Raw genomic sequence first — 12079 nt, 5'->3', positions numbered from 1 at the left:
TTAGGTAAAATTACGCCAATGGAGAAATGGAACAAAGATAAACACCTGATCCTAAAGAAGGATTTGGTAGCATAAATTTAACAAGCGAAATTTAAAAGATTACTCTTGTTTTATAGGGGTCAAAACACACCTCCCTAGAATCGTATTTAAAAACACAATCGATTATTTTTTTTATACTTAAAAACTTATCTCCATGATGCAAAAAGCAGATAGATATAACATTTTGTATATAATCATATATACTATCACAGTAGTATGGAATTCTTACTCCATTTACTTTGAAAAAGCCATAGGAATTAATAAAACTAGATAATATAGCCGTTTTTTGTGAGTCTAAGTCTCCTGTAAAATATATTTTCTCTATATTCTCTAATCTTGAGCTCTCCCACTCCAAAATTTCATTAACATTCAAAAATGAATAATCTTCCGTTGTTTCATCATTGCCTATAATAGGACACAAGTGATAAATAGTATGGAAATTGTGTTTTCTACACCACTCTAGATATTCTCTTTTCATAATTATAGTATATTAAGTTTATAACTTACCTTTTTTGAGACTAATATCGCTTTAAGCGAGTGACCTAAATATTTACTTTGATGACTTAAGGTTTGCTAAGGATTTCTCTATATTTTGATATTCTACATCGTTAACTGGATGTAACCAAGTCGTTGTACTTTTTGGAGAGATGGCTACATAAGTTACCCCTATGTTAGGAGTAGAACCATGCCAATGTTCTACTCCTGGCAAACATCTAACTACGTCTCCTTTTTTGACAATTTGTACGGACTTATCTTTTTCTTGATAGTAACCTATACCATCGGTAATCAATAATATCTGCCCTGCAGAATGCTTATGCCAATTTAGCTTGGCATTTGGTGCAAATACAGCTACAGATATTTGTGAGTTAATTGTAGTATCATTAGCTGAATTTAATTCACGTAACCAAACATCACCTGTATGATTTACATTTTTAGCCTTTTCTCCTAACGTAAAAATAGACTGATCTTGGGCGATTACATTAGTCGTAATTATTCCTAAGAATAAAATAGTTAAATAAATCAATCGGGACATAAGTTTTAATTATTTAATCAGATTGTAGCTTTGTTTTATTGAATTGATCCTCATTAGGATATATTTTAAATATAATAAAATCGTATATAACATCCAATCTAACTAACATTTTGTGAGACACATTTCTCCTTAGTAAAGTAGAACTAAATGTCCAATTTAGCTTGATGACGTACAATCACATTAGTTATTCGAGATATAGTGGATTGCGAAACGTCAAATTCGTAAACATCTCTAATTTGCTCTTCGATATCTGAAACTGACATCCCTTTGGCATAAAGTGAAACGATTACGTTTTCAATACCTTCAACCATGCTCTTGCGCTTGGGGATGATCATCGGATTAAAACTAGCGTAACGATCTCTGGAATCTTTATTTGGTCTTCACCGTAGCTCGTTTTTATCCTTTTAGTAGAATAGCCGTTGCGTGTATTTTCCTCCTTGCGAGGATTGTGTTTCTCGTAATCTAGGTGTGCATCTAACTCACCTTCGAGCATCTTTTCGATCCTTCGCTTTTGGAGATCTTTGAGGAAATTTTGAAGATCATCACCAGTTTTAAACTGTTTGAAGAAATCATCAGGAAATAAATCTTTTGTGTGCATAACTGTCTAAATATTAAAAATTCCGTTAAGATTAGCCCTAACAGAATTTTATACTTATACACTTAGTGAGATAGTGTCCTCTAAAAAAAACATTTTTAATCGACTCTACATCTCTTTGCAAGTTGAAACTTATTAGTTTTATAGTAAATTTAATAACAATAAAAACACTGCTTGTTTATTATGGATTAATTAAATGCCCTATTAATGAAAACATTTTCATTTAAATATTGTTACATATATCGTACTTATTGTAACTATTTATGAAAAAAATATATGTGAGGCCAAAAGTCATAATTGAAATAATACATCTAGAGTCTAGTATAGGTGCAACATCAGTTATCCCAGTAAATGATAGCCAAGAAATTGAAATAACGAATTGGAGTGAAGGTGGGGATATAAACTCTAATCCAGAGGACTCAGCATGGTAAATATTTAAAAAAAACAGATTATGAATATATCAATTAAGATATTATTGCTTAGCTTATGTCTATTTATTTCTTGTTCCAAAGATAGTAATACAGAAAAAACTAGCAATGGTGAAATATCACTTAAAGTACAAGCTACTTCAGAAGATTTCGCTAATGATTTAATTAATGGGAAAATGGCTTCGAATTATTCATACGAACCAACTCAAAGTAGTACTGTAGATTTTAATGAGGACTATATAGTAATTGCTGAATTAAAACCATATAATGATAAAATAACGAATAAAGCTAGCTCAAAATTATTAGTGAGTAATGCAAACAAAGCAGAAAATTTAAGTGCAAATAGTGTTTACAGTTTATTGGTTTTTGATAATTCTGGAAACTTTGTCGCAAAACGAAACTATACCCGAGGGAGTGAAAGTACTACAGAATCATTAATTCTAGCAAGCAATACATCGTATACATTTATCGCATATTCATTAAATACAACAAGTTTAGATGATTTAAACAATCTACTCTACTTGGAGGCAAGCCAAAACCCAACTTTAAGCAGTCTGACAAGTACTTCTACTTTGTCTAATACATATATATTGGGGGTAGGAAATCAAGATTTATTGTTTTATAGAAAACAGTTAGTAACAGATGCCCAAGAAACACAAAACCTTGGAATTGTATTAAAGCATCAATATAACTTATTGCAGACAACTATCGATGTTAGTGATACTGGGTATGAAATTTCAACCGTTGCTACAAGTAGTATTACTGCTCAACTTGTCACAACAACAAATTCGGTAGAAGTCAGGTTTAATGCAGACAACTCCTATGTTGTTCGAGAGAGTTCAGGTAGTCAGAGTTTTACAGATTTCACATATGAGCCATTTAATGGTGTTGAAAACTCTATTGCTACATCTAACTCTGTAATCATTAATACACAATCAGGAGAAAATCTACTAGAAATTTCAAGAATTAGAATAGGAAGTATAGATAACCCGAGAGTTATTAAGCCATTTACTACCGGTGGTGTTCCCCTTACTCGTGGATATAAATATAACTTGTCAGTTCGTATAGTACCAACTGATGGATACACGGAGATAAATGGAATAAAAGTAGCTAGAATAAATGGTCAACTATGGATGCGATATAATGTAGGTGCTAACTATAATTTAGATCCAGATGACACAACTCTACCAACTGATGATAGTCAAGGGATACTCGGAGATTATTATCAATGGGGGGCAGCATTACCTGTAGCGAATGCTTTTTACAGGGTTCCTGCAGACGTAATACCAGGGAGATGGAGTACTACTATAGCAAAAGATGTTGATTATAATAATGTGGTTTTAGGCTGGATCCGCCCCACACCTACAGGTAAAGGTCCTAATGATCCCTGTCCCACAGGCTTTAGACTACCAACTAGTGCGGAATATAATGCTTTGATGAGTTCAACAGTATTTTTACAAAATATAGGTGACCACGGTATAGTATTTCCAAATGGCTTAGTAAATAGTGCTGCGCAAATAGCGAGCAAGAGAAAAAAGTCAATTATACTAACTCTTCCTTTTCAAGGATTTGTAGCAGCATATAATGGTTGGCCCACGGCATATTCAAAGCCTTACAATATAACTGAAAAAGGCACATGGTCATTGTTAAAAGATATTACTTATGAGATAATTAATCTTGTATCTGAAACTGTTAATGGACCGGTTCCATTTAACTATATAAAGGCTCAAGCTTTTATGAGAACAAATACAGCCTTAACCGGGACAATTTTCACTATTGACCCTCAGGGTATAGCTACTTCAGCACACACACTCAGATGTATCGCTATACCTACAAGCACAATTACACTAAATGACAGGGTAGTAGATACTAATACTGGAACCGTAGGTTTTTAAACTAAATTTGATATTATTATGAAAAAACACACATATTTTAGACTTTTGTATAGTTCCCTATTGATATGCTTATTATTCGCTATTTCTGCTTGTAAAAAAGAAAAAAATCCAGTTTTAAATGAAACAACTGATTCAAAATTTATATTCAGCGTTGCTAGTCTTAATAACTCTCCTAATAACAAATTAGCTAGTACCAATCCTTTGAATAATAATAATAATAATAATTCTTATTCTATTACTCCTATATCAAGTGCCATAAATATAATATATGGATCTAAAGAAGAGAATATAGCACCAGGTATACAACCTAATAGTGCTATAAATAAAATAACTAAAAAAACGGCTTCTACTACTATAGTGTATCCTTATATGCGATACCGTATTTTATTATATAATATAACAACAAATATTTTAGAAAAAAATATAGAAACTGATGCAAGTCGTAATTTAGAGATCCCAGTTACAGCAGGAGATGAGTATAGATGGTATGCATACTCTTATAATACTGCTGGGAATGTCGAGGAACCAGTCATGGAAAATAACATACCTACGATCCGTACAGCTGCAGACAAAGAGTTTATATGGGCTTCATCAGATGGGCCAATACTTGCTTCAGGAGCAACAATTCCATTAAGCATTAACTTTGAACATAAAGTTGCAGAAGTAATAGTAGAGATAAATACGCAAGAACTATTAGGTACAATTACAGATATTGAAGTAGAGTTTGCAGAAGTAGATTATTTTAACACAGGGAAGATAAACATTTTAACAGGGGATATTTCTGATATTATTCCATATACCTCACCCCTACTAGATGAAACTAATTTTACAACAGTGGGTAATCCCCAAATATACCAAGCACGTATTTATACGGCAGACCCTATTAATAATATCGAATCATTACAATTAAACATTAACAAATTAAGTTCAATGCATCATGATAATTCTGTCAAAGAACTACATACAGCAACAGATCCCCCAAAACAAGTAACATTTAGCTTTAACGCTCCGCAAATAGCCAAATCGCACGTAGCAAGTTTAAACTTCAAGTATACAATACCAACAAAAAAAATTCTACATGTTACGGGGGATGGTAATAACTCCAATCTAAATTTTTCTTTTGCGGCACAACCGGGATCTAATACAGCTGGACAAAATTTACCTCCACACAGTATGCTGAAACAAGAACTCAACTATGGAGCATTACCCAATAGCATAGTAAGCACTCATGGATATACCCATCAGACAGTGCTTAATAGTGGTCTTAAGGCGGCCTTAGAGGAGACAACAAAACCAGATATCGTAATCATGTCACTATTTTACACAATGACGGATGCCGATGTCACGGCACTAAATACCTATCTAAATCATGGAGGTGTAGTAATGATGTTTGTAGATAATGCTACAGGTTTCTCTGCTGAATTATTAGCATATCAAAAATTTATCAATGCCGCATTTGACGTAACTAACATCATAATGAGTGTATCTCCTTTTTACGGAGGTGGATCATTATTCAGGTTAGATCACGAAGGAATTGTAAATGATAGAATTATATATGGCCCTTTCGGGAATCTTAGTAACCAGTTTTGGGGAACAGACACGCACAATGTGCTTGTTGCAGAAAATCTACCCATAGGAACAGCTACAAATCAAGCAACCGTATATTGCAACCCACAACCCGATAATGTTACTCAGTTCGCCCCAACAGGCCAGGTTATGTTTAAACATAATAGCAAGAAGTTATTCTATATAGGCAATAGTTCTTTCTTATCTACACGTCCGGATCTAATATATGGAGGATGGGCAGGAGGCGATAACCCAATAAAAGTGCCATTTGCAACTGTTTTTCTACCAAATTATCCGAACACAGCTGACCCAACTCGAAATTATAATGATTACCCTATGCCCAGACGATATGGCTGGGATGCTTTCGGTGTAGGGTATACTCCTAATTCCATGGTATACAATGCACCATTATTTGCTAATTTGATGGCATGGGCGATATACCAAGCTGAAATATCCGGAATAAACAAAGACAGAATAACAGAAAATTGGCAAGAAGAGGGTAAAGACAACTCCTATATTTGGGAGTAAGTGTGCTTAAATTAATTTATATAAAAAAAACAGAATTATATGATGATCTATTCTTTTTTTAAATACTGGAATGCCCATAATTTTGGTTTCCTCGTGTTATTATTATTTTTAGTTACACAACAGAGCTGTAGCAAACATAATTTGTCTGACAGCGATATCAATATTCTCGTGAAAATTAAAAGTGTTAGTTCATCCTTTGCTAATCCTAGTATGGACTCTAGAAAGCGATCTTCTACAGAACACTCAAATACCAGTCTGTACAATGACGGCATACAACGTAATACGATATCATTGAACAAGGATTATATCATAGTATCAGAATTGATACCAGATCCGGTACCTTCAGTCAATATGGAAAATTCAATAGTAAAAAAAGCCAATGTTGCTTCTATTTCACCGGTGATAAATGGAGTGATGTATAAGCTGCTGGTATACAATGAGTCTGGTGATCTTGTTGTCGAACAAAATTATACTGTAGGGACTTTGGATAATCAGAAACTATTACTTAATTCAGGATCGACATATACATTTGTAGCGGTATCACTAAACTCAACTAGCTTGCCTACGGTAAGTAATAAAGCAACATTGAATACAGCTACTGTGATACCTTCAACTCAAGTAATGCAAGACTTAATGTATTACAGCGTTACTAAGACTTTAGATCAAAGTTCAGTCAATGATCTAGATATAAATTTTTCTCATGCCTTTTCAAGGATAACTGTAATGATAGATGCAACTGATTCCGGCTATGGTATAACCGATGTAAACTCCACATTTAGTTCAGGATACCGTACTAACTCTCTTAAGTTATCTAACATGCAGATTACGCAGTCTGGTCCCACAAACTCCAACGCTGTTATATTTCCAACATTAAACCAAGAAATAGTTGTCAGTACACCATTGATTGTAAGTGCTCAGAGTGGATTTTCTAACACCTTTCTGATTTCAGATATAACTATTAATAACATTGAAGCAAATGATATTAATCTGTTTGAAAACATGGAGATTCTAGCTGGATATAGTTATACATTGAGACTAAAGATTACTCCTGAAGATGCTATTATTGACAATACTGCTGTTCGTATTAATGGTAAAATATGGAAGAGACATAATCTAGGAGCAGACTACACTCAAAGTGCAGATGTTGTGGGTGCCGAAAGTACCCGAGGAAACATTTATCAATGGGGACGTAATATAGTTTGTGTCTATCCAGATGATTTAATCGACTATGGTGATCCTCAAGGGAATAACCCTTTAAACTGGTTCTCTACAAATAATATGGATGCAGAATCTTGGAATGCAACATTAGGTACAGCGGAAGAGAAAGAATTAAATCCTACTAAAGGTCTGCAGGATCCTTGCCCTGATGGATTTAGAGTTCCAACAGCTCCTGAATTCTTAGACCTTGTAGATGCAACATTACATACGGCAACTCTAACAGAGATTGATAAAATGGGAGCTTCAAAAATGACAAGCAAAAGAAATAAAAATGTATTCCTCACACTTCCTTACCAAGGATTGGGAAATATATATAGGTCGTCAAATAATTTAGATTATGATATGGTGGTCTATATTAGATATGTTGATAAGGTCAATTTATATACCAGTTATTATAATAATGAGAATAAAACTTATCCCTCAATAAAGGTTTTTGAGTGGACGCCCACAAGCACTTCTAGTAATGCTATAATACATAGTGATGACCAACTTCCGAATACTAGTGGTAACACCCTAAGAGCTTTTGCAATACGATGTATTGGAATATAGATGATAATATTAAAAGAGACTACCTGGTATGATCCTAGTACTCTACGTTACTTTTTCTGTAGAAAAGTAACGTAGAGTACTTTTAACAAAGAATTAACAATTTGAAATTTAACCTTTTGATTGTTTTAATGCTCTATAATTAACAAACATTGAATAGTTTACAAATTAAAAGAAATAAAGATGAAAAAGATATTATCATTAGCAGTATTATTATCAGGAATTAGTTTTACAACCTTAGCACAAGAATCTCCTAAACCAACGACAACAAAAGAGATTAAAGAGGGATATCATAATGGGAATAGAGGCAAGGGCAAGCAAGATATGAGTAAAAAAAATCCTGAAGAAATTGCAAAATATCGTACTGAAAATTTAGATAAACAAGTTAAGCTTTCGGATAAACAACGTGAGCAAGTATATGCTTTATACTTAAATAATGCTAAGACTAAAAAAGAACAGATAAACTCAGGGAATAAAGATCAAAATTCTCGTGAGGAAGCTAAAAAAGCCTCTAGAGAACAATTAAATAAGATATTGACTACAGAACAACAAAAATTAATGTCTGATAAGCAGGATAAAGGCTCAAACAAAGGAAAAGGTAATAAAGAACAAAACCAAGGTGGTAAAAAAACTGATAATAAAGGAAAAAATAAGAAGTCTGTTAGCAACAATTCTAAATAATAATAGAATTACAATAGTTAAAAAAGCCTTGAATCTATCACTGATTCAAGGCTTTTTTTAAGATACTGTTCTTTATTGTTTAATTGGAGACTGTAACGTGAACTTTGTCAGCGGAATAATTTAATAAGATTTTATATATTTATTAATTCAAAGGACATGGTCATGAAAGACGATACCCCATTTGACTTTGATCGCTTCAAAGCGGAAGCTATTCAAGGTCTTTAGAACGGCAAGAGTTTATCTCCGAATGACGGCATTTTGGCACCTTTAATGAAGGTTTTAGTATCATTTTTTAATGACTATTTGCTATAATATAGCATTTATGCAATTACGAAAAACGAATGAACTATCCATCATTATAAACAATTTTAGAGAAGTAATATCTTTCAAGATATTACTTCTCTAAAATACATAATCTACCATAAGATATCTCCACTCTTAAGTATCAAATCCATCATCGACCTCTCCATAATGAAGTAGACCTAAATGTCTAATTTACTTTTATTACTTACAAGTTCTGATGAAAAAATAAAAACATTTATATACTCATGAATGTTATTTACAATAATTTATATTAATCAAAAGTAAATTTATTATTATGTGCACTAGAGTTGTTTACAAAGGACCCAATAATACTGTCATAACAGCTAGAAGCATGGATTTTGCAATGGAAATACCTGCAGATTTATGGATCTTTCCTCGAGGAATTGAAAGAATGAGTATCTATCGAGATAATAAAACTTCTTGGAAGTCCAAATACGGCAGTGTAGTAACTAGTTCTTATGGTATGGCAACATCTGATGGGATGAATGAAAAAGGATTGGTCGCGAACCTTTTGTGGTTGACAAGTACACAATATTCAGATATTCATCAAAATACTGATAGTAGTTATTTAGTAGTTTCATATTGGGCACAATATGTTTTAGATAATTTTGCTACAGTTTCCGAAGCTGTAGAAGAATTAAAAACAGAAAAATTTACCATAGTCTCAGATAATATTCCAAATACGGATAGATTTGTCAATGTTCATCTTTCTATATCAGACACACTAGGCGATAATGCAATTTTCGAATATATAAATGGAAAATTAACAATTCACCACGATCCTTCATATACAGTGATGACTAATGACCCGATCTATGAAAGTCAATTAGCTATCAATGAATACTGGAAAGATATACCGGGTAAAGTATTCTTGCCGGGCACAAATCGTGCACCAGATCGTTTTGTAAGAGCTTCTTTTTATATAACAGCAGTTCCACAAACTGAAGATAAACGAATAGCTATTGCTAGTGTTTTTAGCGTTATAAGGCAGTGTTCTGTTCCTTATGGAATTTCTATAGATGGATACCCCAATTTATCGACCACAAGATGGAGAACAGTATCTGATCAAAAGAATTTAACATATTATTTTGAAGATGCTTTAAGCCCTAATACTATATGGGTAGATTTTAAAAATTTAGACTTTAATGGAAAGGTAAGAAAACTTGAGTTAGAGAAAGATGAGATCTATGCCGGTGAAACTTCTGTCAAATTTATAGAATCTGTACCTTTTGAATTTCTAAATATCAAATAACCAATCATTTTTTAACGATTATCTGCTATAATATAGCATTTACGAAAATATAACAATGAGCCACCCATCATTATTGAACTTTTTCTGAGACTAATATTTCCTTAAGGAAGTAAATCTAAATGTCTAATTTCGTTTAATGACGTAGAATAACTTGTATCTACTTATAAATCACATTTTCAATTTTCAAGTACTCTTCAAGCAAGGCGAAATATTGCTCTTTATTCAATGGCTTTTTTAGATATCCCTTGATATATTGACGCTTTCTAGATTGCTCAATATCAATAATGTTTTCTGAAGAGCTAGTAATAAAAAATGGAACACTTAATATTGAGTGATTAAAACTTTCTAATTTATCCAATAGCTGCCAACTATTAATTATAGGGATATTTATATCTAACAAGATTAATTTAGGTAAATTAGTGGATTCAAGCTTTAAAATATAATTTAAAACTTTTTCACCATCATTAAATATTCTAAGGGATATATTCTTGTTGAATTTCTCAGTTAGTTTTTTTAATGTAAAGCTAATAAGAGCATTGTCTTCAATTAATAATAGATCTACATTCATTAGTCAATAAATAGAGTATAATTAGACTAATCTATAAATTAAAAGTGTAATTATAAAATTGGTTTAGTCATAGACTAATCAGTTTTCAATCAACTTTAGTCTATCAGAACCTTTTTTAAGACACTGATCTCCTTATGAAAGTATACTTAAATGTCTAGTTTAGATTGATTACGTACAGATGAATCTTTAATTGGTAAAGAACAAGCTGATATTGAATTATTAGGCTTTAGAGTGGAGATATTAAAAGTCTTGGTTAGTAATCAGGAAATTATTGGTAAAACACTAGGAAGTCTTAATGCCAGCAAAGAACGACATGGTATTATTATTCGAAAAATTCAAAGAGGAACTGTTAATCTCCCTTTATTAAATGATGTGGAAATTTTAGCTGGTGACCTTATTGAACTAGAGGGTCGAAAAGCCGATGTGGAGAGATTCGTTAAACACATTGGATATGCAGAAAGACCTACCGTCGTTACCGATTTATTGTATGTAGGTTTTGGTATTTTCTTAGGAGGCATACTAGGTTCTCTATCTCTTAAATTTGGTAATGTCCCTGTAAGCTTAAGTACAAGTGGTGGTGCATTAATTATGGGTATTGTCTTTGGCTGGTTACGTTCTCGAAAACCTACTTTTGGTGCAATTCCAGAACCGGCAATTTGGTTAATGAATAATTTAGGTTTAAATGTTTTTATCGCAATTGTTGGTATTTCTGCTGGACCACATTTTATTCAGGGTTTAAGAGATTCTGGACTATCTTTATTTATAGCAGGCATTTTAGTGAGTGTTATACCAATGGTAATAGGTTTATTATTAGGTAAATATGTTTTTAAATTTCATCCTGCTATTACATTAGGTGCTTGTGCTGGATCTCGTACCACAACAGCTGGTTTGGGAGAAATTGAAGATGTATTAGACAGCAAAGTACCTGCTTTATCTTATACTATAACTTATGCTGTAGGTAATACATTACTGATTATTTGGGGCGTCGTCATCGTTCTTTTAATGCAGTAATTTATATTTTATTAATAAAATTGGATCTTATGTATATATAATCCTTATTGAATTATTAGATAAAGGGGACATGTTGTCCCCTTTATTACTTTATATTATAATATAGAATTGTACGTCATCAAACTAATTTGGACACTTAGGTCTCTCTCCTTAAGGAGATTGTTGTTATAAATTTAGTAATTTTTGTTGATTATACAATTGCCTTCTCAGGTTAATTGAATTGATTTTCACTTGTTGTCTTTTTCTTAGAATTTGATCTGTTCTACCTAAATAGACATCAGCTGGTGTTAAATTTTTCAGTGATTCATGATAACGTTTATTATTATAATTGTCTACAAATTCTGTTAAAGCTTCGATGAGCTGCTCGGGATGATAAAAATGATTGAGTTTGACTA

At 32.5% G+C, this 12079-nt stretch carries 11 protein-coding genes and 2 pseudogenes; 8 read left to right on the top strand and 5 right to left on the bottom strand.

The features are described 5' to 3' along the window. Positions 1–91: 91 nt before the first annotated feature. The 3 genes and pseudogenes from IP023_RS15330 to IP023_RS15320 form a co-directional block, all read right to left on the bottom strand. On the bottom strand, positions 92–517 hold the full coding sequence (locus tag IP023_RS15330; RefSeq protein ID WP_241791286.1) for a hypothetical protein: 426 nt from the start codon (positions 515–517) through the stop codon (positions 92–94). A gap of 72 nt (positions 518–589) precedes the next feature. Continuing rightward, positions 590–1072 carry a cupin domain-containing protein gene (locus IP023_RS15325; protein ID WP_241791285.1) on the bottom strand — a complete coding sequence of 161 codons (483 nt, stop codon included), beginning with the start codon at positions 1070–1072 and terminating at the stop codon, positions 590–592. A 143-nt stretch (positions 1073–1215) separates the two neighbouring features. Continuing rightward, positions 1216–1670, bottom strand: a pseudogene (locus tag IP023_RS15320) (transposase). Between the two features lie 275 nt (positions 1671–1945). Here IP023_RS15320 and IP023_RS15315 point away from each other — a divergent pair. The 7 genes and pseudogenes from IP023_RS15315 (at position 1946) to IP023_RS15290 (ending at position 10105) form a co-directional block, all read left to right on the top strand. Next, entirely contained in the window at positions 1946–2098 is a 153-nt protein-coding gene (locus IP023_RS15315) for a hypothetical protein (RefSeq protein ID WP_241791284.1), read from the top strand. Between the two features lie 20 nt (positions 2099–2118). Then, positions 2119–3990 carry a hypothetical protein gene (locus IP023_RS15310; protein ID WP_241791283.1) on the top strand — a complete coding sequence of 624 codons (1872 nt, stop codon included), beginning with the start codon at positions 2119–2121 and terminating at the stop codon, positions 3988–3990. A gap of 18 nt (positions 3991–4008) precedes the next feature. Further along, positions 4009–6084 (top strand): hypothetical protein, encoded by a 2076-nt coding sequence (locus IP023_RS15305; RefSeq protein WP_241791282.1) that lies wholly within the window; start codon positions 4009–4011, stop codon positions 6082–6084. 39 nt (positions 6085–6123) lie between these two features. After that, positions 6124–7851: a fimbrillin family protein gene (locus IP023_RS15300; protein WP_241791281.1), complete on the top strand. Its 1728-nt coding sequence runs from the start codon at positions 6124–6126 to the stop codon at positions 7849–7851. Between the two features lie 180 nt (positions 7852–8031). Continuing rightward, complete coding sequence (locus IP023_RS15295; RefSeq protein ID WP_241791280.1) at positions 8032–8529, top strand: hypothetical protein; 498 nt, start codon at positions 8032–8034, stop codon at positions 8527–8529. Positions 8530–8691: 162 nt separating this feature from the next. Then, a pseudogene (locus IP023_RS16025) lies at positions 8692–8829 on the top strand (IS256 family transposase); the annotation flags it as partial. Positions 8830–9127: 298 nt separating this feature from the next. Beyond that, complete coding sequence (locus IP023_RS15290; protein ID WP_241791279.1) at positions 9128–10105, top strand: linear amide C-N hydrolase; 978 nt, start codon at positions 9128–9130, stop codon at positions 10103–10105. A 157-nt stretch (positions 10106–10262) separates the two neighbouring features. Here IP023_RS15290 and IP023_RS15285 read toward each other — a convergent pair whose 3' ends face one another. After that, positions 10263–10673, bottom strand: a complete 411-nt coding sequence (locus IP023_RS15285; RefSeq protein ID WP_241791278.1) for a response regulator — start codon at positions 10671–10673, stop codon at positions 10263–10265. Positions 10674–10922: 249 nt separating this feature from the next. On the opposite strand from IP023_RS15285, the gene IP023_RS15280 reads away from it, so the two are divergent. Beyond that, complete coding sequence (locus IP023_RS15280; RefSeq protein ID WP_241791277.1) at positions 10923–11684, top strand: aspartate-alanine antiporter-like transporter; 762 nt, start codon at positions 10923–10925, stop codon at positions 11682–11684. A 165-nt stretch (positions 11685–11849) separates the two neighbouring features. Here IP023_RS15280 and IP023_RS15275 read toward each other — a convergent pair. Continuing rightward, positions 11850–12079 (bottom strand): IS3 family transposase (locus IP023_RS15275; protein ID WP_241791276.1); only part of this gene is annotated, 230 nt, incomplete at its 5' end.

The sequence above is a fragment of the Sphingobacterium rhinopitheci genome (genome assembly GCF_022627575.1).
Classification (GTDB): Bacteria; Bacteroidota; Bacteroidia; order Sphingobacteriales; family Sphingobacteriaceae; genus Sphingobacterium; species Sphingobacterium rhinopitheci.
Note: the sequence above shows the minus strand (reverse complement) of the source record. Positions and strands in the feature narration are given on the sequence as shown.

Excerpts from the sequence above, each read along its gene's own strand:
- IP023_RS15330 (WP_241791286.1), bottom strand. The coding sequence starts at position 517 with ATGAAAAGAGAATATCTAGAGTGGTGTAGAAAACACAATTTCCATACT.
- IP023_RS15325 (WP_241791285.1), bottom strand. The coding sequence starts at position 1,072 with ATGTCCCGATTGATTTATTTAACTATTTTATTCTTAGGAATAATTACG.
- IP023_RS15310 (WP_241791283.1), top strand. The coding sequence starts at position 2,119 with ATGAATATATCAATTAAGATATTATTGCTTAGCTTATGTCTATTTATT.
- IP023_RS15305 (WP_241791282.1), top strand. The coding sequence starts at position 4,009 with ATGAAAAAACACACATATTTTAGACTTTTGTATAGTTCCCTATTGATA.
- IP023_RS15300 (WP_241791281.1), top strand. The coding sequence starts at position 6,124 with ATGATGATCTATTCTTTTTTTAAATACTGGAATGCCCATAATTTTGGT.
- IP023_RS15295 (WP_241791280.1), top strand. The coding sequence starts at position 8,032 with ATGAAAAAGATATTATCATTAGCAGTATTATTATCAGGAATTAGTTTT.
- IP023_RS15290 (WP_241791279.1), top strand. The coding sequence starts at position 9,128 with ATGTGCACTAGAGTTGTTTACAAAGGACCCAATAATACTGTCATAACA.
- IP023_RS15285 (WP_241791278.1), bottom strand. The coding sequence starts at position 10,673 with ATGAATGTAGATCTATTATTAATTGAAGACAATGCTCTTATTAGCTTT.